17 protein-coding genes and 1 pseudogene are annotated in these 24,162 nt (G+C 73.4%); 5 read left to right on the top strand and 13 right to left on the bottom strand.

Annotated features, from left to right (window positions below; genetic code table 11):
• Positions 1-110 precede the first annotated feature (110 nt).
• The gene (locus KK483_RS00740) at positions 111-1,232 is read right to left on the bottom strand and encodes a SchA/CurD-like domain-containing protein (protein WP_262002842.1); all 1,122 of its coding nucleotides are present in this window, start codon (positions 1,230-1,232) and stop codon (positions 111-113) included.
• A 262-nt stretch (positions 1,233-1,494) separates the two neighbouring features.
• Here KK483_RS00740 and KK483_RS00735 point away from each other — a divergent pair, with 262 nt between their 5' ends.
• Together KK483_RS00735 and KK483_RS00730 are read left to right on the top strand one after the other, a co-directional pair.
• The gene (locus tag KK483_RS00735; protein WP_262002839.1) at positions 1,495-3,135 is read left to right on the top strand and encodes an FAD-dependent monooxygenase; all 1,641 of its coding nucleotides are present in this window, start codon (positions 1,495-1,497) and stop codon (positions 3,133-3,135) included.
• Positions 3,136-3,290: 155 nt separating this feature from the next.
• Positions 3,291-5,570 carry a cation-translocating P-type ATPase gene (locus KK483_RS00730; RefSeq protein ID WP_262002838.1) on the top strand — a complete coding sequence of 760 codons (2,280 nt, stop codon included), beginning with the start codon at positions 3,291-3,293 and terminating at the stop codon, positions 5,568-5,570.
• Positions 5,571-5,654: 84 nt separating this feature from the next.
• Here the strand turns inward: KK483_RS00730 and KK483_RS00725 are convergent, their stop codons facing one another.
• Both KK483_RS00725 and KK483_RS00720 read right to left on the bottom strand, forming a co-directional pair.
• On the bottom strand, positions 5,655-6,218 hold the full coding sequence (locus KK483_RS00725; protein WP_262002837.1) for a hypothetical protein: 564 nt from the start codon (positions 6,216-6,218) through the stop codon (positions 5,655-5,657).
• Positions 6,219-6,394: 176 nt separating this feature from the next.
• Positions 6,395-7,123, bottom strand: a complete 729-nt coding sequence (locus tag KK483_RS00720) for a class E sortase (protein ID WP_262002835.1) — start codon at positions 7,121-7,123, stop codon at positions 6,395-6,397.
• A 124-nt stretch (positions 7,124-7,247) separates the two neighbouring features.
• Here KK483_RS00720 and polX point away from each other — a divergent pair, with 124 nt between their 5' ends.
• A complete protein-coding gene (gene polX / locus KK483_RS00715; protein WP_262002834.1) occupies positions 7,248-8,969 on the top strand; it encodes a DNA polymerase/3'-5' exonuclease PolX in 1,722 nt (573 codons plus the stop codon).
• 9 nt (positions 8,970-8,978) lie between these two features.
• Here the strand turns inward: polX and KK483_RS00710 are convergent, their stop codons facing one another.
• The 8 genes and pseudogenes from KK483_RS00710 to KK483_RS00675 all read right to left on the bottom strand — a co-directional run bounded on the left by KK483_RS00710 (position 8,979) and on the right by KK483_RS00675 (position 18,591).
• Entirely contained in the window at positions 8,979-9,776 is a 798-nt protein-coding gene (locus KK483_RS00710) for an endo alpha-1,4 polygalactosaminidase (protein ID WP_399012946.1), read from the bottom strand.
• A gap of 31 nt (positions 9,777-9,807) precedes the next feature.
• Positions 9,808-10,476, bottom strand: a complete 669-nt coding sequence (locus KK483_RS00705; RefSeq protein WP_262002832.1) for a spherulation-specific family 4 protein — start codon at positions 10,474-10,476, stop codon at positions 9,808-9,810.
• Positions 10,473-11,396, bottom strand: coding sequence for an NAD(P)-dependent oxidoreductase (locus KK483_RS00700; RefSeq protein ID WP_262002831.1), 924 nt, complete (start codon positions 11,394-11,396; stop codon positions 10,473-10,475). The genes KK483_RS00705 and KK483_RS00700 overlap by 4 nt, the downstream gene beginning before the upstream one ends.
• Before the next feature lie 7 nt (positions 11,397-11,403).
• Positions 11,404-12,117 (bottom strand): sugar phosphate nucleotidyltransferase, encoded by a 714-nt coding sequence (locus tag KK483_RS00695; protein ID WP_262002830.1) that lies wholly within the window; start codon positions 12,115-12,117, stop codon positions 11,404-11,406.
• A gap of 164 nt (positions 12,118-12,281) precedes the next feature.
• Positions 12,282-13,283 carry an SDR family NAD(P)-dependent oxidoreductase gene (locus KK483_RS00690; protein ID WP_262002828.1) on the bottom strand — a complete coding sequence of 334 codons (1,002 nt, stop codon included), beginning with the start codon at positions 13,281-13,283 and terminating at the stop codon, positions 12,282-12,284.
• Positions 13,284-13,393: 110 nt separating this feature from the next.
• Positions 13,394-14,773 (bottom strand): hypothetical protein, encoded by a 1,380-nt coding sequence (locus KK483_RS00685; RefSeq protein ID WP_262002826.1) that lies wholly within the window; start codon positions 14,771-14,773, stop codon positions 13,394-13,396.
• Positions 14,770-16,338: a GT4 family glycosyltransferase PelF gene (gene pelF, locus KK483_RS00680; protein WP_262009284.1), complete on the bottom strand. Its 1,569-nt coding sequence runs from the start codon at positions 16,336-16,338 to the stop codon at positions 14,770-14,772. The genes KK483_RS00685 and pelF overlap by 4 nt, the downstream gene beginning before the upstream one ends.
• Before the next feature lie 64 nt (positions 16,339-16,402).
• A pseudogene (locus tag KK483_RS00675) lies at positions 16,403-18,591 on the bottom strand (hypothetical protein).
• 339 nt (positions 18,592-18,930) lie between these two features.
• Between KK483_RS00675 and KK483_RS00670 the strand changes: the two are divergent.
• Both KK483_RS00670 and KK483_RS00665 read left to right on the top strand, forming a co-directional pair.
• Positions 18,931-20,973 (top strand): SpoIIE family protein phosphatase, encoded by a 2,043-nt coding sequence (locus KK483_RS00670; RefSeq protein WP_262002823.1) that lies wholly within the window; start codon positions 18,931-18,933, stop codon positions 20,971-20,973.
• A 168-nt stretch (positions 20,974-21,141) separates the two neighbouring features.
• Positions 21,142-22,644, top strand: coding sequence for a DUF6056 family protein (locus tag KK483_RS00665; protein WP_262002821.1), 1,503 nt, complete (start codon positions 21,142-21,144; stop codon positions 22,642-22,644).
• On the opposite strand, the gene KK483_RS00660 is transcribed toward KK483_RS00665, so the two are convergent.
• On the bottom strand, positions 22,619-23,068 hold the full coding sequence (locus KK483_RS00660; protein ID WP_262002819.1) for a GtrA family protein: 450 nt from the start codon (positions 23,066-23,068) through the stop codon (positions 22,619-22,621). The genes KK483_RS00665 and KK483_RS00660 overlap by 26 nt on opposite strands.
• Complete coding sequence (locus KK483_RS00655; RefSeq protein WP_262002817.1) at positions 23,065-24,054, bottom strand: glycosyltransferase family 2 protein; 990 nt, start codon at positions 24,052-24,054, stop codon at positions 23,065-23,067. The genes KK483_RS00660 and KK483_RS00655 overlap by 4 nt, the downstream gene beginning before the upstream one ends.
• Between the last annotated feature and the right edge of the window lie 108 nt (positions 24,055-24,162).

Raw genomic sequence — 24,162 nt, 5'->3', positions numbered from 1 at the left:
GGCGGTGCGGGCCGGCTGTGCGGGTGCGGTGCGGGCCCGGCGGTGCGGCGGTGGTGCACACCGCACCGCTCGGGACCTGACGGACGGTTGAAGAGCCCGGAGGTCGCGGTTCAGCGGGCCCGGCGGTCGGTGATCAGGCGCATGTCGGCCTTCTTGAGGAAGAGCGCCATGTCCTCCTCAGACGCCGACGAACCGCCGCCGACCGCGTCGTCGTCGAGCAGCCGCGCGAGCATGGCCGCCTTGCGGGGGCCGTGCGCGCCGAGCGCGAGCAGCGGGTCGCAGTCGATCGATCCGCGCACATCGACCAGGCGCACGACGATGTCGTCCCGCTGGAAGATCGTGCTGCTGTCGACGCAGGCCGACGGGTCGTCGGCCGCCGACTCGTCCTGCTGGGCGAGCAGCCGGGCGAGCGCCATGCCGCAGCCCGGCTTGGCCGGGTAGAGCAGCGCGTGCCGCTTGACGTCCGGATGCCCCTCGCCGGCGGTGGCCAGGTGGTGCACCGCCGGGAGCGCCGCCCGGGTGAAGAACACCCGTGCGGAGTCCGGGTCGTTGAGGTCCCGGTCCTGCTCCAGATAAGGGTTGATGGCCTCCTCGACGGCCCGGACCTCGGGCTGCCGGGCGACATGGCGCAGCGCCGCGAGCAGGTCGCCCTGCACCTCCACGGCCCGCACGACCCGGTTGCCGTGCATGAAGAGGGAGGTGCGGCGCAGCCGGGTGTGCTCGTCGACCTTGGATTCGGGCGAGTCGTAGCCGGCGAGGATCTCCGCGACGACGGCCTCGCTGCCCGGCTTGACGGTGAAGGTGAGGGCATGGCGCACCACGCCGTCGCCCACCCGGGGGAAGGGCTGAAGGCCGCCGCCGATCTGTGCCGCCTCGGCAGAGGTGTGCAGCTTGCCCGTCTCGCGCAGAACACTGAAACGCAGCGAGCGGGTGTCCCGTACGCAGTTGTGCAGCGGCCGGACCGTCTCCACGTGCTCCTCGCTGTTCACCCAGTCGAGGAACGGCGGAGCGCTCTCCCACTCGCTGGTGATCAGCCACTGCGAGGGGTTCTCGATCGACTGGCACAGCTGGTCGCTGATGTGGCCGGGAACCGACGCCACCTGGTTGCGCATGTGCTCGTACGCCTGGAGAAAGCGCTGCTGGGCGCCGTCGTGAAGGTCCAGCAGGAGTACGACCCGCAGCCTGGAGCCGTCGAAGGCCGACTGAGATATACGTTCGGACAGCGTAGTCATTTCCACGCATCTCCTTCGAGACAGTGAAGCCGTGCCACTCCTGTGGCACGGAGCCGGTCTCCGGTATTCCGGATGAGAGATCCGACAGGTGCGGACTGCCGTTCACCGCTGCCGCGATGGCGGGGTCCGGCTTCGATCCTGTGCCGGTACCACGGGTGGCGCGAGATGTGTGAACCAAGCGGGTGAAGGGGGCGATCGAGGCCCTCCCGCCAGGGCATGGAAACTCCATTCCCCCTACCGGCGGCTGGATCTGGAGCTACTGATGGAAGAACACGCAGACGACCGCGTACCGGTCCTCATCGTGGGCGGATCCCTGGTGGGTCTTTCCACGTCGCTGTTCCTGGGCCGGCTCGGTGTCGGGCACATGCTCGTCGAGCGTCACGCGAGCACCTCGAGACATCCGCGCGGACGCGGCAACAACGTGCGGACCATGGAGCTGTTCCGGGGCGCCGGCGCCGAACAGCTCATCCACGACGCCTCGTCCGTGCTCGCAGGCAACCACGGCATCCTGCAGACGCCCACGCTCGTCGGCGACCAGGGCGAGTGGCTGTTCAAGGAGATCGACCCGGGGGGCGGGCTCTCCCGCTTCAGCCCGACCGCCTGGTGCGTGTGCAGCCAGAACGACCTGGAGCCGGTGCTGCTGGACTGCGCCAGGAGTCTCGGCGGCGATCTGCGCTACTCCACCGAGCTCAAGTCCTTCGAGCAGGACCCGGAGGGCGTCACCGCCGTGATCGAGGACCGGGCGACCGGCCGGCTCAGCACGGTCCGCGCGGACTACCTGGTCGCCGCCGACGGGCCCCGCAGCCCGGTGCGCGAGAAGCTCGGCATCGGCCAGACGGGCCCCGGCGAGCTCTTCCACAACGTCAGCATCACCTTCCGCTCGCGCCGCCTCGCGGACGTCGTCGGCGGCCGGCGCTTCATCGTCTGCTATCTGACCGACCCCGAGGCGGACGGCGCCCTGCTGCCCGTGGACAACGTCGAGAGCTGGGTCTTCCACGCCCCCTGGCACCCCGACCGCGGGGAGACGCTGGAGGACTTCACCGACGAGCGCTGCATCGCCCACATCCGCAGGGCCACCGGCGCCCCCGACATCGACGTCGAGATCACCGGCAAGGCGCCCTGGCACGCCGCCGAACGGGTCGCGGAGCGGTACGGCGCAGGCCGGGTCTTCCTCGCGGGCGACTCCGCCCATGAGATGTCCCCGACCGGGGCGTTCGGATCCAACACCGGGATCCAGGACGCGCACAACCTCGCCTGGAAGCTGGCCCTGGTCCTGGACGGCTCCGCCGGTCCCGGGCTGCTCAAGACGTACGAACTGGAACGGCTCCCCGTGGCGGCGGCCACCAGCGCACGCGCCTCGGCCCGCTCGGCGGAGCACAGCCACCCCGGCTACGCCCCGGCCCCCGGCGTCCTCGGCGGGCGCCAGGGCGGAATGCTCACCGTCGCCATGGGCTACCGCTACCCGCGCGGTGCCGTGCTGGACGCGGACCCGGACATGCCCGTCGTACCCGATCGGATGGACCTGCGCGGCGAGCCCGGCAGCCGGGCCCCGCACATGTGGCTGCACCGGCCCGACGAGGCGCGCCGGCTGTCCACCCTGGACCTGTACGAGCGGTCGTTCGTGCTGCTGACCGGGGCCGGCGGCAAGGCATGGCACACGGCGGCGCCGGTCGTCGCCGAGCGGCTCTCGATCAGGCTCGCCGCCTACCGGATCGGCGACGGGGGCGACACCGACCTGGTCCCCGAAGCGGGTGCCGACTGGGCCGAGCTGCACGGCACGACGGACGAGGGCGCGGTGGTGGTCCGTCCGGACGGGTTCGTGGCCTGGCGCTCGCCCGGGCGGGCAGGCGACCCCGAGGCGACGCTCACCGCGGCCATGGAGGCGCTGCTCCAGCGCTACTGACCTCCCGGCCCGCCCGCCCCGCCGGTGCTCCCCGCAGAGGAGGAACCGGCGGGGCGGTGTGCTGCGCGGCGGTGGCCGATGTTTGCTTCGTGATACCCCCTAGGGGTATACATGGGTGGTGTGAAGGCACCGAGCCCCCAGCCCGAGGAGCGGCGATGACCACCACGGTCCCCGAAGCGCGCGAGGTCGAGCTCGCCATCGGCGGCATGACCTGCGCCTCCTGCGCAGCCCGGATCGAGCGGAAGCTCAACCGCATCGACGGGGTCGAGGCCACCGTCAACTACGCGACGGAGAAGGCCCGGGTCAGCTACCGGGAGGGCATAGCCGTCCGGGAGCTGATCGCCACCGTCGAGGCGACGGGGTACACCGCCACCGAGCCCGCCCCTGTCCCCGCCCCCGCCTCCGTTCCGCAGGCCGGCGGCGCCCCGGTGTCCGACGGCGGCGGGGAGGGGGACGGGGACGGGCTGCGCGACCTGCGCCACCGCCTGATCACCGCCGTGGCCCTCGCCGTGCCGGTCGTCGCGATGGCCATGGCCCCGGCCCTCCAGTTCACGTACTGGCAGTGGCTCTCGCTCACCCTGGCCGCCCCCGTCGCCACCTACGCGGCCTGGCCCTTCCACCGGGCCGCGCTGGTCAACGCCAGACACGGCGCCGCCACGATGGACACGCTGATCTCCCTCGGGGTCTCGGCCGCGTTCCTGTGGTCGCTGTGGGCGCTGTTCTTCGGCCACGCCGGGATGCCGGGCATGACCCATGCCTTCGAGCTGACCGTCGCCCGCGGCGACGGCGGCGAGAACATCTACCTGGAGACCGCCGCCGGAGTCACCGCCTTCATCCTCGCCGGCCGGTACTTCGAGGCCCGGTCCAAGCGCAGGGCGGGCGCCGCGCTGCGGGCCCTGCTCGAACTCGGCGCGAAGGACGTGACCCTGCTGCGCGACGGCAGGGAGCACCCGGTGCCCGTGGCCGAGCTCAAGGCGGGCGACCTCTTCCTGGTCCGTCCGGGGGAGAAGATCGCCACCGACGGCGTCGTCGTCGAGGGCGCATCGGCGGTGGACGCGTCCATGCTGACCGGCGAGTCCGTGCCCGTCGAGGTCGCGGTAGGCGACACGGTCACCGGTGCGACGCTCAACGCGGGCGGCCGACTCGTCGTCGAGGCCACCCGCGTCGGCGCCGGCACCCAGCTGGCCAGGATGGCGAAGCTGGTCGAGGACGCCCAGAACGGAAAGGCCGCCGCCCAGCGGCTGGCCGACCGGATCTCCGCGGTCTTCGTCCCCGCCGTCATCGCGCTCGCGCTCGGCACGCTCGGCGTCTGGCTCGCGGGCGGATCACCCCTCCCGGCCGCGTTCACGGCCGCCGTCGCCGTACTGATCATCGCCTGCCCCTGCGCCCTCGGTCTTGCCACCCCCATGGCGCTCATGGTCGGTACCGGCCGCGGTGCCCGGCTCGGCATCCTCATCAAGGGCCCTGAAGCGCTGGAGACCACCCGGACGGTCGACACCGTGGTGCTCGACAAGACCGGCACCGTGACCACCGGGAGGATGACCCTGCTGGAGGTGCACACCGCGGCGTCGGCCGATGAGCGCGAGGTCCTGCGGCTGGCCGGAGCCCTGGAGCACATGTCCGAGCACCCCGTCGCGCGGGCCGTCGCCGCCGGTGCCGCAGAGCGCGTCGGGCCGCTGCCCGTCCCGGAGGAGTTCACCGGCCTGGCCGGGCTCGGGGTCAGGGGCGTCGTCGACGGACACGAGGTCGTCGTCGGCCGCGTCAGGCTGGTGGACGAGTCGGGGGCGGAGCTGCCAGAGGAGCTGGAGCGGGCCAGGGCCGCGGCCGAGGAGGCCGGGCGGACCGCGATCACCGTCGCCTGGGACGGCGCGGCGCGGGCGGTCCTCGTCGTGGCCGACGCGGTCAAGGACACCAGCCCCGAGGCGATCCGGAGGCTGCGTGCCCTCGGACTCTCCCCGATCCTGCTGACGGGCGACAACGAGACGGTCGCCCGGGCGGTCGCCGCGGAGGCCGGTATCGACGAGGTGATCGCCGAGGTCATGCCCGAGGACAAGGTCGCCGTCGTCAAGCGCCTTCAGGCACAGGGCCGCCGGGTCGCGATGGTCGGGGACGGCGTGAACGACGCCGCGGCCCTCGCCCAGGCCGACCTGGGGCTGGCCATGGGCACCGGCACCGACGCGGCGATCGAGGCGGGCGACGTGACCCTGGTCCGCGGCGACCTGCGGGTCGCGGCCGACGCGATCCGGCTCTCCCGCAGGACCCTCGGCACGATCAGGTCCAATCTGTTCTGGGCCTTCGCCTACAACGTCGCCGCACTGCCGCTGGCCGCCGCCGGTCTGCTCAACCCCATGATCGCGGGCGCGGCGATGGCCTTCAGTTCGGTCTTCGTGGTGGCCAACAGCCTGCGGCTGCGCGGCTTCCGGGCCGCGGCCTGACCCGACCCGGATCCGATCCGGCCCGAGCCGACCCGGATCGGGCCGGTCGGGTCCGGGTCCGGGTCGGGGTCGGGATACGCGGGTCTACGGGGAGCTCAACAGCTGCTGGGGCGAGGGCACCTGATCCTGTACCTGGGCACCCGCGCTCGCTCCCGCGGCCTTCACCTTGTCGACGACGTCCTGGTACCTGTTCACCGTCGCGTCGGGGGAGTCACTCTTGTGGAATTCGTGGGGCAGGTCCTTCAGGTCCTCGATACTCGCGGTGAGCGGCGCGAGCGCCTTGGAGAGGGCGGGGTCGGCCTCGGCGTCGGCGACCGCCGCCTTGAGCCGGTTGTACGCGAACGCGCCCGCGAGACCGGCCTTCACGAGGGCCATCGTGCGACCGTGATGGCCTTTCGCGAACTTGCCCGCCTTGAAGGGTTTCACGATCCACTCATGCGTGGCACCCGCGGCAAGCCCCGCGTCCACCACGAAGCGGGTCTTGGCCAGGCGTCGTTCCTCTTCGGTGGGACTGGGGCTGGGACTCGGCTGGGAGGCGGTACGGGTGTCCTGGGGAGCGCTGCGGCTGTCGGCGTAGGCCGTTGGGCCGACGACGAGGGCGCAGCAGAGGGTGACTGCCAGGGCGAGGTGCCGTATCGGTACGAGCACGGTCTCCTCCAGGGAAGTTGCTTCGGGGGCAATCTCCGGGATACGTCTTCCTCGAAGTGGACGACTCTGCTCCCAGCGTCACCCGTGGTCGACGGCTACGCCATTCGGGGAAGCCGGCCGCAGCCTCGATGAACCCCGTGTCCACTGCTGATCCGGCCTGATCCGAACAACAGGCCCTAGCCGCCGCCGGGGCGGACCGCCGTCAGGGCGCCGACCTTGTCGATGCGGTGCTCCGGATTGTGGCGGTCGTCGCGCCAGAAGTTGCCCGCCGCGTTGTCCTCCGGGGTCGCACACGTGGAGAGCGTGATCATCGCCTGCGTGGGCCGCTTGCCGGGGAAGCCGGGGACCGCCGCCCGCTGCTCGGCGAGCGAGCGCTCGGAGCGGAAGGAGGTCTTCCTGCTCTCGGTGATCGTGTACTCGTACACCGTGCCGCCCAGCGCGACCAGCACCTTGTCGCCGGCGTCGAGCGACGGGAGCTCGCGCAGCGGCCCGCCGGCGGTGAGCCGGTGCGCCGTGACGAGGTAGTTGCCGATTTCGCCCGGGCCGGCACCGCCCCGGTCGCCGTACGGACTGGCTCCGTCGCCGCGGTTCTGGATCCGGGTGCCCGGCCAGTCGTCGGTCGTGCCCTCGTACGGGACGACGCGCAGCCCGTCGAGGCCGATGGCCGGGATGGACAGCGAGGCGGCCTCGGTCCGTGCGTCCGGTGTGCTCGGGGCGGGGGTCGGCGTCCCCGACGGTGCCCGCACGGACACGGGGACGGACCCGGCGGACGCGGGGACGGACGCGGCGGCCGGGGAGCCCGGAGGCTTGTCCTGCGTTCCGGGGCCGACCGCCGCCGAGCAGCCGGCGAGCACCATGGCGACGGCGCAGGCCAGCGCGGCGGGAACAGCTCGGGAACGGGCCATGGATCTCCGGGAGGGGGGGTGTGCCGGGGGCGTGCCGGGCGCCGTGCAACGGCGGCCGCCGCCCCGGCCACCAGCATGCCACGGCAGGTGAGCATCCGGCCCGGCACCGTGTGACGCTGGACACATGGCCAGGGCCAACGAAGAGATCGAGGCGCTCCTCCAGGAGTACGCCGACCTCATCGCGATCACCGGCGGCGACGCCTTCCGCGCCCGGTCCTACGAGAAGGCGGCCCGCGCCATCGGCGGCTACCACGCCGATGTGGCCAAGCTCGACGCCAAGGGCCTCCAGGAGATCCCCAACGTCGGCAAGTCCATCGCCGACAAGATCACCGAGTATCTGACGACCGGGCAGATCTCCGTCGTGGAGGAGCGCCGACGCTCCGTCCCGGCCGGAGTCCGCGAGCTGATGACGATCCCGATGCTCGGACCGAAGAAGGCCATGCTGCTCCACGAGGAGCTGGGCATCGTCTCCGTCGACCAGCTCCTCGACGCCATCCACCACGAGCGGCTGCGCGACCTGAAGGGCTTCGGCGAGAAGACGGAGGAGAACCTCCTCCACGGCATCTCCCTCATGGAGAAGGCCGGCAACCGCATCCTCCTCAACGCCGCCATGGACTCCGCCGAGCAGATCGTCGCCGAACTGTCCCGGATCAAGGGCTGCGAGGGATGCACCTACGCCGGGTCGCTGCGGCGGATGCGCGAGACCATCGGGGACGTCGACATCCTGGTCGCCGCCGAGAAGTCGGCGCCCTTCATGGAGGCGCTCGCCGGACTCCCGTACACCGCCGAGACGATCGCCCACGGCGACAAGAAGACCTCGATCCGCACCACCCGGGGCCTCCAGGTCGATCTGCGGGTCCTGCCGCCCGACTCCTGGGGCGCGGGGCTCCAGTACTTCACCGGCTCCAAGGCGCACAACATCCGCACCCGCGAGATCGCCGTGCGCCACAAGCTCAAGCTGTCCGAGTACGGCCTCTTCGACGTCGAGAGCGGCAAGAAGATCACCTCGGCGACCGAGGAGGAGATCTACGAGCGGCTCGGACTGCCCTGGATCCCGCCGACCCTGCGCGAGGACCGCGGCGAGATCGCGGCCGGGCTGCGCGGCGAACTCCCCGACCTGGTCACCGAGAAGGACATCCGCGGAGACCTGCACACCCACACCGACCTCACCGACGGCCTCGCCCCGCTGGAGGACATGATCGCCGCGGCCGCCGCCCTCGGATACGCCTACTACGCGATCACCGACCACGCCCCGGACCTCGCCATGCAGCGCATGACCAAGGAGAAGATGCTCGCCCAGCGCGAGCGGGTCCGCGCACTCGACCGAAAGCACCGCGGAATGCGGCTGCTGCACGGCACCGAGCTCAACATCGGGCCGGAGGGCGACGTCGACTGGCCCGCCGACTTCCTCGCCGGGTTCGACATCTGCGTCGCCTCGGTCCACTCCCACTTCAACCAGAGCCGCCGGGCGCTCACCCGCCGCCTCATCCGCGCCTGCGAGAACCCGCACGTCGCCGTCATCGGCCATCCCACCACCCGCCGAATCGGCAAACGCCCCGGCATCGACGCCGACTTCGACGCCGTCTTCGAAGCCTGCGCCCGCACCGGCACCGCCCTGGAGATCAACGCCCACCCCGAGCGGCTGGACCTGTGCGACGAGGACATCCTGCGGGCGAAGCGCTACGGGGTGAAGTTCGCGGTGAACTCCGACTCCCACTCGACCACCCATCTGCCGTACATGCGCTACGGAGTGGCCACGGCGCAGCGCGGCTGGCTGACGAAGGACGACATCATCAACACCTGGACGCTGACGAAGCTGCGTGCCTTCCTGCGCCCGAGGACCTGACCGCATCCATCAGCAGGGCTGGCGCCAGCGGTCCAGCGCCGGCTTCTTGCGCATCGAGGACAGCCCGAGACGGCGGGCCTCGGCGCAGAACTCCCGTACGGTCAGGGCGTACTCGACATGGAAGACGGCCTTCCCCGCCTCGACGAAGGGCGTGAGCCGGGCGCATTCGCCGTACTGGGCGCACTCCTCGTTGACCGCGAAGTCGAAGTCCCCCGCGAGCTCCGGGATCTGCGGCAGATCGTTCTTGAGGCCCACGGACAGGCCGCGTTCATGGGCGATACGGGCGATCATGCGGTTGTAGGCGAGCTGGTGGGCTGCGGTCAGCGGGAAGCCCGTGTCGTGCAGGTAGCCGTCCATGAGGTCCGGCTCGACCGCGTCGAAGCCCTTGTCCCGGCACATGTCGAAACGCCGCTCCAGCAGCGGCCGCAGGACCTCCGTCCGCCGGATGTCCAGCCAGCGCTCGCCGTCCCAGCCGTTCGGTCCGCCGCGCACGGAGGCCGGGAAGCGCGCCTGATCGGGGCGGAAGTCCTCCCAGGCACCGGCGTTGATGTAGCAGATGACCCTGCGGCCGTCCCGGTGCAGCCGGGCGACATCGGCCGCGGAGTTCTCGAAGCCGTCGATGTCGTAGACGGGCACGTCGGCGGCCGCCGGGTCGGCGCGGCCGTCGAGCTGCCACTGCCAGGGCGTGCCGGGGCGGGGCTGCCAGCGCGCCTCCTCAGGGGCGGGGCCGCCGGAGCTACAGCCCGCGGACAGCACCAGTAGGACAACAAGGGCCACGGCCAGCGGCCCCCGGATCCGGCGGGTCACGGCGCCTCCCCGAGCAGGGCGGTGGGGTGGCTCACGGCGCCTCCCCGAGCAGGGCGGGCGGCGGGGCCGCCCAGGGATTGGGCAGCGTGTCCGCGACCGCGCACGACACCGCCGCGCCGCGCTCCTCGGCCGCCCGCTCGGCGACCTGGGCCAGCGCGGCCGGCACCCCGTACACGAGATGGCAGAACCGCTGCGGTGGATGGCGGGCGGTCCAGCGCGGGAGGGTGAAGGACGACAGGTACGCCGTCCACGGTCCCTCGAACGTCACGAGCAGATCCGCGATCCGGGCGTAGCCGGGCGCCGGATGCACCCCGGGGTTGAGGACGACCGTCGCCGCGCCCCGCTGCCGCGCCGCACGCACCAGCCGGCGGCACACGGGCAGCGCCGACGCGTCGGCCGGCACCTGGTCGAAGAAGCAGCCGTCGGCGCCGTACCAGTCGCGGTGGCGGTCGACGTCGTCGAGGACGGCGGAGTCCGGGCGCACGCCGTAGTCCAGGTCGACGTAGCCGAGGACGCGGGTGCCCGCCGCCCGCAGGGCGCGGGAGGCGGCGGCGAACGCCGGGTCGGGCGCGGCGCCGGGGCCGTCCGCCGCGTTCAGCACCACTCCGTAGAGCCGGTGCGCTGCCGCGGCCCGCGTGAGCAGCCGCCAGGCTCCCGGGTCCTGGGCGGGATGGACATAGAGCGGAACGAGCAGCGTCATGGCATCGCTTCCAGACGCGGCCGGGACGTCTCCGACGCCCACAGCGCGGCGAGCGAGTCCGCCAGGGTGAACCGGGGCTCCCAGCCGAGCGCCTCGCGGGCCGCGGTGATGTCGGAGCACTGCCAGCCGACCCCGGCGGAGCGGACCGATCCGGCCTCGGCGTCGGCGGTCTCGTCGATCCGCCCCCGGAACCCCGCCACGTCCGCCAGCGTCCGCACCAGCTCCCTGATCGGGACGGCGTGACCGCCGCCGATGTTGAGGATGCGGGGCAGCGGCCCGGGCACGGTCGTGGCCAGCACGGCCGCCCGGGCCACGTCCCGTACGTCGACGAAGTCCCGGTACGCGGACAGCTCGCCGAGGCGGAGGACCGCGTCCGGGTCCGTGCCGGCCCGGAGGAGCCGCAGCGCGGTGCGGCCCGGCAGGCTCATGGGCGGTGCGCCCGGCCCGACCGGGTTGCCGACCCGCAGCACGACCGCGTCGAGCCCCGACGAGGCGACCGCGACCGTGCCCGCGAGCTTGGTCGCGCCGTACGTGCCGGCCGGCCGGGTGGAGGACGACTCGGTGACCCGCACGCCGTGGCCGGCCGCTCCGTACTCGGCGGCCGAACCCAGGTGCACCAGCCGGGCGGCCGGCGCGGCCAGCCGCAGCGCCCCGCACAGCACGGCGGGCCCGCGCGCGTTGACCTCGGCGTCCGACACCGGATCGCTGCCCAGTGCCCCCGCGCAGTTGACGACCGCGTCGGGTGAGAAGTCGGCGAGCGCGTCGGCCAGCTGCTCCGTCGTGGCCGTGGCGAGGTCGATGTGCAGATCGGCGGTCGGGGCGCGGCCCGCGCCGAACAGCCGCACGCCCCCGAGGGCGCGCAGCTGTCCGGCGATGTGGCCGCCCAGGTATCCGTTGAAGCCCAGGACGAGGATGCGCATGTCGTGGTCAGGCTCCCTTGAGCAGCAGTGACTTCTGGGTGGTGAACTCGGCGTTGGCCCGGTCGTAGTCGTCGGGGCGGCCGATGTCCAGCCAGTAACCGTCGAACTCGTAGGCGTGCGGTGCGTCCCCGGCCTTCAGCAGATCGAGGACGAGCTCGTCGAAGCCGAGCGGCAGCCCGGGAGTGTAGCCGTCCAGGGTGGTGCGGGAGAGCCCGTACACGCCCATCGACACCCGGTAGTCCATGCTGGGCTTCTCCGTGAAGTCCACGACCTTTCCGGCGTCCGTGGTCAGCACCCCGAAGTCGATGTGCACCTTGCGGGCGTAGGTGGCGATCGTCAGCCCGGCGCCGGTGGTGCGGTGGCGCCGCAGCACATCGGCGTAGTCGAGGTCGGTGAGGATGTCGCCGTTCATCACCAGGAAGGTCTCCGGCAGCCGGTCCCGCATGGTCAGCAGCGGGCCCATGGTGCCGAGCGGGTTCTCCTCGGTCGCGTAGTCGATGCTCAGCCCCCAGCGTGAACCGCTGCCGACGTAGGCGCGGATGATCTGGCCGAGATGCCCGACGGCGATCGTGCAGCCGGTGAAGCCGCAGGCGGCGAGCTGGCGCAGGACGATCTCCAGGATGGCGTGCCGGTCGCCGATCGGGACGAGCGGCTTCGGCAGCGCGGTGGTGTACGGACGCAGCCGGATGCCCTTGCCTCCGGCGAGTATCACTGCGTGCATGAGGATCCCCCCTGTGGGTGCGGCGGTCGATGGTGCGGCGGTCGGTGATTCAGCGTGCGGTGGTGCGGTGGTCGGTGGTGCGGCGGTCGGTGATGCAGCGTGCGGTGGTGCGGTGGTCGATGGTTCGGTCGGTGGTCGTCGGGCGGCGGTTGGGACGGAGCCGGTCAGACGTTGTAGATGCCGGTCTTGTAGCGGGCGAGATGGGCGGGGTCGCGGAAGAACTCCGCGGTCCTGGCGAGGCCCTGCTCCAGATCCGTCCGGGGTGCCCAGCCGGTCGCCGCGCGCAGCCGGCTCGCGTCCGCGACCAGCCGCATCACCTCCGAGCCGGCCGGCCGGACGCGCTGAGCGTCCTCCCGGACGTCGAGGTCGGCGTCCATGACCTTGGCGATGAGCCGGACGAGCTCGCCCACCGAGATCTCGCCTCCCGTACCGGCGTTGAAGGTCCGGCCCACGACGGCGTCGGCCGGAGCGGTGCCGACCGCGAGGAAGGCCCTCGCGGTGTCCTCGACGAAGGTGAAGTCGCGGGTGGGCCGCAGATCGCCGAGGGTGATGGTGCCGGCCCCGGAGGCGACCTGGCCGATGACGGTCGGGATCACCGCCCGCATCGACTGCCGGGGGCCGTAGGTGTTGAACGGACGCAGCGTCACCACCGGTGTCTCGAAGCTCGCGTGGTAGCTGTCGGCCAGCCGGTCCGCGCCGGCCTTCGAGGCCGCGTACGGGGACTGGGTGTGGATGGGGTGGTCCTCGGTGATGGGCACCGTCCGCGCGGTCCCGTACGTCTCACTCGTGGAGGTGTGCACGAGCCGCGGGACGTCCAGTGCCCGGACCGCCTCCAGCACATTGAGGGTGCCGGTGACGTTCGTCTCCACGTAACTGTGCGGCGCCTGGTACGAGTACGGGATCGCGATCAGCGCGGCCAGGTGGTAGACCGTGTCGGCGCCCTCGGCCAGGGCGCGCACCGAGCCCGGGTCGCGGACGTCGCCCAGCACGATCTCGACGTGGTCGAGCACCTCGGCCGGCAGGGTCTCCAGCCAGCCGTAGGAGGAGAAGGAGTTGTACTGGGCCATGGCGCGGACCCGGTGGCCCGAGGCGACCAGCGCCTCGGTGAGGTGCGAGCCGATGAAGCCCTCGGCTCCGGTCACGGCGGCGAGCGGTGCGGATGTCAACGCGTGTTCCTTTCAGGTCGCAGGAGTTGGCATACGGAGGAGTCGGTCCACGGGGAGTCGGTCCGCGGGAAGCCGGTCCATGGGGAGCCTGTCCACGGGGAACCGCGAGGTCAGGCGTGCGCGGCCGGCCTGCCGAGCAGCAACAGGACGCCGGCCATGAGCACCACGGCCGCGATGCCGCAGCACAGCAGCAGCGATGTGGAGCCCGGCGGGCCGCCGCCGAGCGCGACGGCCGCCGTGCCCGCCGCGGCCGCGGTCGCGAGCGTGACCGCGGCAGGCAGCCAGGCGATCCCGAACGCCTGGAGCAGCAGCGCGCACCACAGCAGCGCCGCCACGGCGAGCAGCGGGCCGGGGGCCGCCCGCGTCAGCAGGGCCGCGGGGACCAGCGGGAGGAGATAGCCGCCCAGGCAGACCGCCAGCACCGCCGCGGACCGCAGCCGGAAGGCCCTCTCGTCCACGGTCGCCCGAAGCGCCGCCACCGACAGCCCCCGGTAGCGGTAGAGCAGCCATTCCGCCGGCCCCATGCTCAGCGTCAGCGCGACCACGGCGAGCGGCTGCCGCTGCCCCACGAGCGCGACCAGCACAGCGGCGGAGAGCCCGAACAGCCCGTACGGGAGCGAGGTGGCGAGCCCCGGGCGCCCGGCACCGGACGCGGCGTCCGCACCGAGCAGCTCCCGGATCACGTGCCCCGCGGCGGCGACGGACAGCACGACCGTCAGCGCCGGAAGTGCGATGCGCGACAGCGGACCCGGATCCCACCACGGCAGTGCAGCCGCACCCGCCGTCAGCGGGGCGAGCGCCGCGAGCAGCAGGCGCTCCCTGCCGCACACCAGCAGCACCCCGGCCGCCGCGAGATACAGCGACTGCCCGGCGGCGAAGAGCGCCGCGGGGCCCGGTCCCGCGACGGCGAAGCCCGCGAGGGACGCGGCGAGCGCCCCCAACGGCGCGCCGACGAGCAGCGTGCCGCCCGCCTCCCTGCGCCCAGCGGTCAGCCGCAGCGCGGCGCGATGGCTGAGCGCCTGCCCCCAGGCCCAGGACAGCAGCCCCGCCGCGACCAGTGCGTACACCCCCCGCTCGGTGTGCCACAGCCGCCCGGTCAGCAGATACGCGAGACCGGGCAGCGCGAAGAGCGCCCCGCGCAGCGCGCAGCGGACATGGTCGGGCGCCCAGGGGTCGGCCGCGGGCGGGGGCTCGGGGAAGCTGCGGGGCACCCGGCCGTGGAGATCGGCGGCAAGCGAGAAGAGGTCGGGGTGGCCGTAGCGCTCCGTGATCCGCTCGCCGGTCAGCCCCTCCGACTCGAGCAGGGCGGCGACCTCGTACGGATGGACGGCGGGCCCTATCCGGTCGGACAGTTCGGCCGCCAGCAGGTCCACCGGGTCGTCGCCGGCCACCGGCGACCGCAGGGCGAGCGTGGTGTCGGCGCGGGCCAGCCGCAGCGAGAGCGTGTCGCCCCCGCCGCCGTCCGGTTCGAGCGCCATGGGGCCGCTCATCCCGCCACGCTCCGCAGCGCCGCACCGGCGCCGGGGAACGGGCTGCCGTCGCAGGTCGGTCCGGACTCGGCGGACGGGCCCCAGGGGTCGGCGAGCCGGCAGGCGCCCCGCACGGACAGTTCGAGGTAGATGGACCGGAAGGTCTCCACGGTCTGCCGGAGCGTGAACTGCTCGATCACCCGCAACCGGGCCGCCTCGCCCATCGCCGCCCGGCGCACCGGATCGGCGAGCAGCTCCAGCGCGGCCGCCGCCATCGCGGCCGGATCGCGCGGCGGCACGACGAGCCCGGTCCCGCCGACCGCCTCCCGCACCCCGCCCACATCGGTGGAGACCGTCGCCCGGCCGCACGACATCGCCTCGATCAGCGTGAAGGGGAAGCCCTCGCTGATGCTGGACAGCATCACCACGTTCCCCGCCGCGTACGCGTCCCTGATGTCCTCGACCCGGCCCTCGAAGGAGACCGCGTCCCTGTGCCCGAGCGAGGCGGCGAGCGCCTCGCAGCGCTCGCGGTACGCCTCCCCGCCGCGCGGCGTACCGCCGAACAGCCGCAGCGTCGCCTGCGGGAGCGCGCCCCTGACCCCGTCGAAGGCGCGGATCAGGGTCTCCAGGTCCTTGATCGGGTCGACCCGTCCCGCCCAGCTCAGCGTCGGGCTGCCGGGCTCCGGGCCGGCGGGCGGGAACGCCGCCGGATCGACGCCGTTGTAGACGGTGCGTATCAGCCGGGGGTCGGCTCCGCCCTGCTCCTCCCACAGCCGGTTGTAGCGGTTGCCGGGCGTGATCAGCGCCGCCCGCCGGTAGGACTCCTGCGCGAGCAGCCGGAAGAAGCCGAGCAGCACGGCCTTGACCGGCCAGCGGTACGGCGCCGTCCGGTACCCCAGACAGCGCTCGCGCAGATAGACCCCGTGCTCGGTCAGGAGCAGCGGCACGCCGTGGAGTTCGAGCGCGGCGAGCCCGGGGAGCACGGCGATGCCCCCGCTGACGGCGTGCGCCACCCCCTGCTCGGGCGGGCGTGCGCCCAGCGGCCGCAGCGCGTGCTCCAGCAGCCCGGTGGCGGTGACGGCGTCGTGCAGCGTCGGCCGGGCCTCCCGTACGGTCAGGCCCGGCCGGTTCCACACCCCCGTCAGCACCCGCAGCGCGCGGTCGCCGCGCAGGACTGGGCCGAGCAGCCCGTCGCGGGCGGCGCGCGCCAGCTCGTACAGCGCCGGACCGAAGCCGTCCTCGGCGGACGGGTCGAGCAGCGCGGTGAGGAAGCGTTCGTACGCGGCCGTCAGCTGCCGCTCCCGGCGGCCGCGCGGGCGCGAACCGGCGGGAGCCGGGCCCCACATAGGGACCGTGACGGGCTCGCTCACATGCGGCGGCAGCTCCCAGACCACGGGCTCGCGGCCGGTGCCCGTAACGGCGATGACGTCGAAGTCGACGTCGGGCATGCCGCGTACGAGCTGGTCGCACCAGACGCTCACACCGCCGTGACTGTGCGGATAGGTGCCTTCGGTGAGGAGGGTGACCCGCGCGGCGCCCCGGCGGGACGCGGGGGGCGCAGGGGGACGGGCGTGCATGGTGTGCATGGCGTGCATTCACGGACTCCACGGCAGGAGGTGAAGTGGTGCGAGGGCGTGCTCGCGTCTCGGGTCAGCGCTCAGCGGGTCGGTCGGCGCTCCGCGGTCCGCGGGTCGGTCGGCGGTCCGCAGTCGGAGGGTAGGTTCGCGGTCCGCGGGTCGGTCCGCGGTCCGCAGTCGGAGGGGCGGCGGTCAGCGGTCGGCGCCGGGTGCCCGCGGCAGCGCGAGCACCACGCCGTCCTGGCCCGCCGCCGGGGCCACCCGGCCGGAGACCGTGCCCGCGTACGGCTGCCCGAAGGCGGCCGTGGACCCGTCGGGCAGCCTCTGCGCGGTGCCCGTGGGCATGGTCGCGCTCACCGCGACTCCGTCCGGGGCCGTGACGGTGACCGTGTCCCCGATCCGGTGGCCGGTGACCTGGCCGGACTTCACCGCGCCGTCCCAGGCGGCGCGTTCGCGCAGTTCGGCGCCGATGTCGCGCATCCGCAGGTTCACCAGCGGGGCGCTGTCGGCGTACAGCGCCGCGTACTCGTCGAGGATCCTGTCCAGTACCGGATAGGCGATCCGGTCCTCGGCCAGGTTCGACTGGTGGATGAAGTGCGGACGCGGGTCGTTCGCGAGGACGTGGCCCAGCGCGATCCGCGCCTCCAGCGGCACGATATGGTCCGCGAAGCCCGTCGCGGTGGGGAGCGGCGCGTCGAGGCAGCTGGTGGTCGCCGAGCCCTCGCAGATGCCGCTGCCGCCCTGCGCCCTGCTGGTGTAGATCCAGTTGTACTCGTCGACCTGCTCGGCGGCCCGGCCCGCGTTGTAGAACACGTTCATCGGGTGGCGGGAGACGGTGAGCGCGGGGCCGACCCGCCGCTGCACCGGCTCCCGGGAGTTGTCGGAACCCAGCCAGGCGACGCCGTTGTCCGCGAGCGCCGGCGCGAGGTGGGGGTTGTCCTCGGGCTGCTGGGGCAGGAGCTTGAGCCCGGAGTGCTCCCCGGTCACCAGCTCACCGCTCTCCAGCGGCAGCCCCGCGCGCAGCGCCCACTCCTGGTTGTCCGCGATCTGCCGGGATATCTCGGCCCGGCCCACATAGCGCGTGCTGCCGTCGGGGTTCGTCGCGCACTTCCACGGGACGGTGGCGACGTCCTGCTCGCAGCCCAGATACGGGTGGTCGTAGGTGTGGTTGATCCACCGGAACGTGTCCCGCTCCGCGGTCAGCCGGTCCGCCAGCGGGTCGGCGCCGCCGTGCTCCTCGCGGTGCTCCACGCTGCCGCCGCCGTTGAACGCCAGATCGAGCGTGAAACCGCGCGTGCGTGACCACCGGACGGCGCGGTCGACGTCGTCGGGCGTCATCCGGATCGGATCCGGCGTGCCCTGGCCCGGCCGGCAGTCCACGTCGCCGGGCGTGCAGTCGAGCTCCGTGTCCCAGCGGTCGTCGGCGGCGAGGACATCGTCGACGTGCACGCTGAAGTAGTTGCGCGCGGAGCCGAGCCGCACGCCCTGGGTCATCCAGTCGACGATGCCGCGGGCGAGCACCCTGAACTGCCGCTGGTGCCGGTTGGCCACGAAGGTGACCACGAGCTCCCTGCGTCCGTCGTGCCGGTACTCGCCGACGAGCGCGCCCCGCTCCGCCGTGCCGGGTATCGGCGCGTCCACATAGGTCGTGAACGGGGCCCCCGCGCGCGGCCGGGAGAGGAAGCCCCAGCTCTCCGCGACGGACGGGTCGTTGTCCTCGAAGGAGAACGGGCCGTCGAGATAGCCGAACGGTCCTGCCGCGCCCGCGGCGGTCACCGCGGCGCGCATGCCGTCGACCGGCCCCGCGTAGCCCCCGTCGACGGGGTACTCCAGCCCTGTCTCGGGCCTGGCGTACGTGTACGCGTCGACCTGCGGGATCGCGTACGTCCGCTCGTACGACACGAGCGCGGCCATCTCCGCGGAGCCGGCCGGGAACGGGTCGTCGTCCGGCAGCACCACGGCCTGGAACCTGGCGCGCGGGCGGCCGTCGACCGTGTCGGCGAGGAAGTCCGCGTCGATCAACGGGCGGTCCGCACGGGCGAGTTCGACGACCGTGTACGGCGTGCCCGCGCTGTCGAGCTCGGCGGCGACGGCCTCCGCCGCCGGTCCGCCGTCCGACACGACGAGCACCCGCAGATCGATCCGCGGGGGCAGCTCGTCCGCCGCCACCGGTGCCGCCGGCAGCCCGCCGACCGAGAGCGCGAGCGCGCCTGCGGCGAGCGCGGCCATGCGTAATGTCCGCTTCGTGCGGCTCCGCTCCATGCGGTGAGGTCCCTCCCCGTGTCCCCCCGGCACGACGGCGCCCGCGCGTTCGGGGAGCGGGGCCGTCGTGCCCTGACGTGTCACATGGTGGAGGCTGCGTGTGCGTTCTGTGCGCCTGTGGTGAAAATTGACGGAAAAGTGCAGGTGTCGGGGTGAGGCGGAGGCCGCCCTTACAGTGCGGGATCAAGCGGGCGCGGAGGGTAAACGCTTACGCGTCGGTGAGCGCTTTTCGGCCAGGGCCGGGCACCCCCGGCCGGGATGCGGCACTCAGCGGACTGCGGGTCAATGGAGGCCGAGGGGCAGCACATGGCGCCGTACGACTAAGGAGGCGCGTACGGCATGGATCCCGACTTCTCCGTGGCACTGCTCAAGGCCCTCTTCAGCGAGCCGCCGATCGGCCTGCACGTGCTCGACAGCGATCTGCGGATCGTGGAGTTCAACGCCGAAGGGCCGGGCGTACGCGGGATCGACGCGGGCGAGGCGGCCGGCCGCGTGGGGCGGACGGCGCGGGAGCTGGGCCTCCTCGACGAGGAGGCGGAGCGCATGCTCCGCGGCGTGCTGGAGACCGGGGTGCCGGTCGTCGACCACCGGCACCGGGGACGGGTCGCCCGGACGGGGGACGAGGAGCGGGTCCTGTCGCTCTCCGCCTTCCGCATCCAGGACGCCGAAGGCAGCCCCCTGGGCCTCGGCGTCACGGCGGTCGACGTCACCGAACGGGACTGCGCCGAGCGGCGCCTGGAACTGCTCTACCGGGCCGGCGAGACCATCGGCACCACCCTGGACGTCTTCCGCACGGCGCAGGAACTCGCCGACGCCGCCACGCCCGAGCTGGCCGGCATCGCGGCCGTCGACGTCCTGGACTCCGTCCTGCACGGCGAGGCACCCGCCCCCGGTCCGCTGCTCGACCAGGTCACGGTGCGCAGGGCGGGCTTCCGTGCGAGCGCCGAGCGCGCGGTGCGCGACGCCTACGTGAGCGGGGACGTGCGCGTCATGCGGTTCGGCACCCCGTACGCGCGGGCCGTGGCCGACCTGCGGCCCCGGCTCGTGCGCAGCCTGGGCCAGGAGGAGGCGTGGACCGCCCGGGACCCGGCCTGGGCCGAGGTGCTGCGGGAGGCCGGCGCGCACTCGCTCATCGCCGTCCCCCTCGCCGCCCGCGGCGTGGTGCTCGGCATGGCGGCCTTCTACCGCACGAAGGGCTCCAGACCCTTCGAGGACGAGGACCTCGAACTCGCCCGCGACCTGGCGGCCCGCGCCGCGGTCTGCGTCGACAACGCCCGCCGCTACACCCGCGAGCACACCCTGGCCCGGCTCACCCAGCGCACCCTGGTACCCGCCCGGCTGCCCGCGCACGCCGCGGTGGAGACGGCGTACTCGTACCTGCCGGTGGCCTCCAGCGGCGTCTGGTACGACGTCCTCCCGCTGTCCGGCGCGCGGATCGCCCTCGTGGCGGGCGACGTGTCCGGGCGCGGCATGCAGGCGGTGACCACGATGGGCCGGCTGCGCACGGCCGTCAGCGCCTTCGCCGCCATGGAGCTCCGGCCCGACGAACTCCTCGAACGCCTCCACGACGTGACCGGCCGGCTCGCCCAGGAGTACCCGCCGGGGGAGGACCCCGACGAGCCGCCCATGACGGCGGCCTGCCTGTACGTCGTCTACGACCCCGCCACCCGCCGCTGCGTCCTCGCCCGGGCGGGCCACCCGCCGCCCGTGGTCGTCCTGCCCGACGGCCGTGTCGAGGCCGCCGACTGCCCGGACGGCCCGAGCCTCGGCCGCGGCATCTCCGCGTACACCGCGAGCGAGCTCGATCTCCCGGAAGGCAGCATCCTCGCCCTGCAGAACGCGGGACTTCTCCGGGGCACCGCGGACAGCCGGCTGCCGCTCTACCGGGAGGCGCTGGGCGGGCCTGCGGGCCCGCTCCAGGACAAGTGCGACGCCCTCGTCTCCGCGCTGCTGCCCGAGGCACCCGCCGACGACGCACTGCTCCTGCTCGCCCGCACCCGCGTGCTCGGCCCCGAGCAACTCGGCTCCTGGACCCTGCCGAACGAGCCGGAGAGCGCCGCCGCGGCCCGCCGCCTCGTCGGCGGCAGGCTCACGGAGTGGGACCTCGGCGCGCTCGGTTTCAGCACCCGGCTCATCGCCAGCGAGCTGGTGACCAACGCGGTGCGCTACTCGGACGGGCCGATCGGGCTACGGCTGATCCGCGACACGGTGCTCACCTGCGAGGTCTCCGACACCAGCGGCGCCGCCCCGCATCTGCGGCACGCCGACTACGACGACGAGGGCGGCCGCGGACTGGACCTGGTCGCCCACTACACGCGCCGCTGGGGCACCCGCCGCACATCGGGCGGCAAGACGATCTGGACGGAGCAGGCGCTGCCCTGAAGCCCCCGCCCGCGGATTCACGCCCCCGAGGCCACCGTGTCCCGCGCGCTCCGCCCGCGTTGCTCCAATCGATCACCGCCGGTTGCGCGCTGGGCCGGGCTGTCCTCGAGTGGGGAGAGCCCGCCGGGCAGCCGGCGACAAGGGAGTCCACGAAAGGCAGTTGCGCACATGGCCGTCCGCGCGTCGGGTGTCACCGTCCAGCGAGACCCGACGGGTCCGGACCGGCCGGGCAGGCACCGGCGGGCCCGGACCCTGGCGCTGTGCCTGCTGACCTTGCTGTCCCTGCTGCCCCTCGGCCTCCTGGCGGCCGCCGCGTGGTTCGGCCGCCACGTCCGGCCCAGTGCGGACGAGTGGTGCTTCCTGCCCGTGGTGCGCGACCACGGCATCGCGGGGCTGGTCGGGAAGTTCTACGTCACCGACAACGGCCGGATCGGCAACGGCCTGCTCGTCGGGCTCTACGCCCAGTTCCCCGTCGCCGGGCACCAATGGTTCGGGCTGGTCAGCGTGGTGCTCACGCTCGGCGTGCTGTGGGCCCTCGCCGCGCTCCTCGTGCGGGGGTCGGGCCGCGCCGTGCCGCCCGGGGTGCCGCTGCTCGTGGCCGCCATGGTCACCGCGGTCTTCCTCCTCGCCACCCCCAACACCTACAAGACCTTCTACTGGCCCGCGGCCTCCGTCTCGCACACCCTCGCTCCCGTGCTCGCCTGCGCGGCCGTACTCCCCGCCCTGTGCGCCCGCGGCCGCCGGGGGCGCATCGCCGCCCTGGCCGTCGTCCTGGTCGCCGGGGTGTTCCTGGGCACGCTCTCCGAGGAGACCTCGGTGGTCGCCCTGGTGGTGCTCGCCGGCCTCCTCCTGCTCGGCCACCGGCTGTTCGCCGAGCGGGTGCGCGTCCACGTCCGCCGCTGGACCCTGGTCGCCATGGCGGGCGTCGCCATCGGCACGGTCCTGCTGGTGACGTCCCCGGGCTCCCGCCGCCGCCGCGAACGGTTCGGGGCGGAGGCGGCATCGATGACCTCCCCCGACACGCTGACCGCGGCGGCTCGCGGGTATCTGACGATCCTGGAGACCGTGTTCACGACCTGGCAGTACGCGGGTGCCGTCGCCGCCGGAGTGCTCCTTGGGGTGCTCGTGCGCCGCAGGCCGGAGGCGCCCCCGGTCCTGCGGCCCGGCGGCCCGGCGCTGGGGACCTCGCTCGGCGCGCTCACCTTCCTCGTCTCCGGCTATCTCTGCACCGTGGTCACCTACCCGGTCTTCGGCCCGCGCGTGGTGTCCGCCGCCCGCACATGGAACGACTACCTCCTGCTGTACGTCCTGGTGCTGGTGGCCGCCGGTGTCCTGCTGGGCCGGGCGCTGCGCACCCGTGCGCCCCGGCCGTGGACGGGATGGGCGGCGGCCGCCGCCGTGGCGGTGTACGCGGGCACCGCCGTCGGACTCGCGGGCCCGCTCCACCAGTTGGGCCAGGACATGCGCGTACGCGCCGAGCGGTGGGACCGGCAGGACGCGTGGCTGCGCGCCCGTGCGGCGGAGGGCGCCGGCGTCCTGCCGTACACGCCCCTGTCGGTGGGCGGCATGGTGGAGCCCTTCCGCCGCGAGGGCCGCGACGCGTGGCCCGCCCAGTGCGTCGCCACCTACTACCGGCTGGAGCGGGTCACCTACTCGACGCGCCTTCCGTGACGGGGTCCCGCACCCCGGAGATGATGGCCCATCGGGCGAGCAGGAACGACAGCGGTGTGACGAGCGCTCCGGCCGCGATCGCGGCGAGGTGCTCGTCCATCCGCAGCCGGGTGACGGCGAGATGGAGCAGCACCCCGCTGCACACGAGGCTGACCACGCCCGACAGGGGATAGCGGACGAAGCCGCGCCAGGTCGGCCTCGTCCGGAGCGTGATGGCCGAGTTGAGCAGGAACGAACCGGTGACGCCGACCGCGTACCCGCCCGCGTGGGCGGCGAGATAGGGCAGCCAGATGTTCAGCACGGTGTACACGGCGTAGTACACGCCCGTGTTGACGACCCCGATCGCGGCGAAGAGGGCGAACTGCCGCAGGCCCGAGACGCTCGGCCCGGCCGGGCGCGGCCTGAAGGGCCGCGGCGGCCTCATCGCTCGGGGCGGGCGCGCGCCGCGGCCGCCGGCGGGCGGCCGGGGGCGAGGTGCGGGCCCCGCTCGTCCGTCTCGCGCACCACGTAGTGCGGTCGCCGCTTCGCCTCGTGGTAGATCCGTCCCACGTACTCCCCGATGACGCCGAGCGTGGCGAGCTGGATCCCGCTGAGCGCGACGACGGCCGTGATGAGGGTCGCGTAGCCGGGCGTCTCGACACCGTTGAGCGCGACGTTGGCGACGATCCACAGCGCATAGCCCAGGGCGGACAGGAAGAGCCAGAGCCCGGCGTGGACGGCGAGCCGCAGCGGACGGCTGTTGAAGGAGAGCAGCCCGTCGATGCCGTACTCGATCAGCCGCCGGCCGCCCCATTTGGAGCGCCCGGCGGCGCGCGGGACGCCGCGGTAGGTGAAGCCGACCGTGTCGAAGCCGACCCAGGAGAACAGCCCCTTGGAGAAGCGGTTGTTCTCCGGGAGGGACAGCACGGCGTTCACCGCCCTGCGCGACAGCAGCCGGAAGTCACCCGCCCCGTCGGCGATCTCGACGTCCATGAAGTGGCGCACCAGCCGGTAGTACGCCCTGCTGGCGGCGGTGCGCAGGGTGCCTTCGCCGGTGCGGTCGCGCCGGGCCACGACCTGGTCGTAGCCGTGCCGGTGCAGCTCCAGCATCCGGGGCAGGAGTTCGGGCGGATGCTGGAGGTCGGCGTCCATGAGGACGACCGCGGCGCCCCGGGACATCCGCATCCCGGCGAGCATGGCCGCCTCCTTGCCGAAGTTCCGGCTGAAGGAGGTGTAGCGCACCTCGGGAGCGCACGCGGCCAGCTCCCGCAGCCGCTCGACGGTCCCGTCACCGCTGCCGTCGTCGACGTAGCAGATCTCGAAGTGCTCGCCGGTCGGCTCCAGCGCCGCCGTCAGCGCGGTGTGGAAGGAGCCGAGCACCTCGCTCTCGTTGAAGCACGGTACGACGACGGAGATCCCGACCTCTGGCATGTCTCCAGTGGACCGCGCGAAGCCGTGATCGGCCGTGAAACCTACTCCGCACGAGTGTGTCGCACGCCCTCGTCGGCCTCGTCGGCCTCGCCTTCGGCCCGTGCGGGG

The sequence above is a fragment of the Streptomyces sp. FIT100 genome (genome assembly GCF_024584805.1).
Lineage (GTDB): Bacteria > Actinomycetota > Actinomycetes > Streptomycetales > Streptomycetaceae > Streptomyces.
The sequence above is the reverse complement of the archived record's forward strand: the minus strand, read 5'-3'. Positions and strand labels throughout refer to the sequence as shown.

Bases quoted from the DNA above. Each gene is read 5' to 3' on its own strand.
- KK483_RS00740 (WP_262002842.1), bottom strand. From the start codon at position 1,232: ATGACTACGCTGTCCGAACGTATATCTCAGTCGGCCTTCGACGGCTCC.
- KK483_RS00735 (WP_262002839.1), top strand. From the start codon at position 1,495: ATGGAAGAACACGCAGACGACCGCGTACCGGTCCTCATCGTGGGCGGA.
- KK483_RS00730 (WP_262002838.1), top strand. From the start codon at position 3,291: ATGACCACCACGGTCCCCGAAGCGCGCGAGGTCGAGCTCGCCATCGGC.
- KK483_RS00720 (WP_262002835.1), bottom strand. From the start codon at position 7,123: ATGGCCCGTTCCCGAGCTGTTCCCGCCGCGCTGGCCTGCGCCGTCGCC.
- polX (WP_262002834.1), top strand. From the start codon at position 7,248: ATGGCCAGGGCCAACGAAGAGATCGAGGCGCTCCTCCAGGAGTACGCC.
- KK483_RS00705 (WP_262002832.1), bottom strand. From the start codon at position 10,476: ATGACGCTGCTCGTTCCGCTCTATGTCCATCCCGCCCAGGACCCGGGA.
- KK483_RS00700 (WP_262002831.1), bottom strand. From the start codon at position 11,396: ATGCGCATCCTCGTCCTGGGCTTCAACGGATACCTGGGCGGCCACATC.
- KK483_RS00695 (WP_262002830.1), bottom strand. From the start codon at position 12,117: ATGCACGCAGTGATACTCGCCGGAGGCAAGGGCATCCGGCTGCGTCCG.
- KK483_RS00685 (WP_262002826.1), bottom strand. From the start codon at position 14,773: ATGAGCGGCCCCATGGCGCTCGAACCGGACGGCGGCGGGGGCGACACG.
- pelF (WP_262009284.1), bottom strand. From the start codon at position 16,338: ATGCACACCATGCACGCCCGTCCCCCTGCGCCCCCCGCGTCCCGCCGG.
- KK483_RS00670 (WP_262002823.1), top strand. From the start codon at position 18,931: ATGGATCCCGACTTCTCCGTGGCACTGCTCAAGGCCCTCTTCAGCGAG.
- KK483_RS00665 (WP_262002821.1), top strand. From the start codon at position 21,142: ATGGCCGTCCGCGCGTCGGGTGTCACCGTCCAGCGAGACCCGACGGGT.
- KK483_RS00660 (WP_262002819.1), bottom strand. From the start codon at position 23,068: ATGAGGCCGCCGCGGCCCTTCAGGCCGCGCCCGGCCGGGCCGAGCGTC.
- KK483_RS00655 (WP_262002817.1), bottom strand. From the start codon at position 24,054: ATGCCAGAGGTCGGGATCTCCGTCGTCGTACCGTGCTTCAACGAGAGC.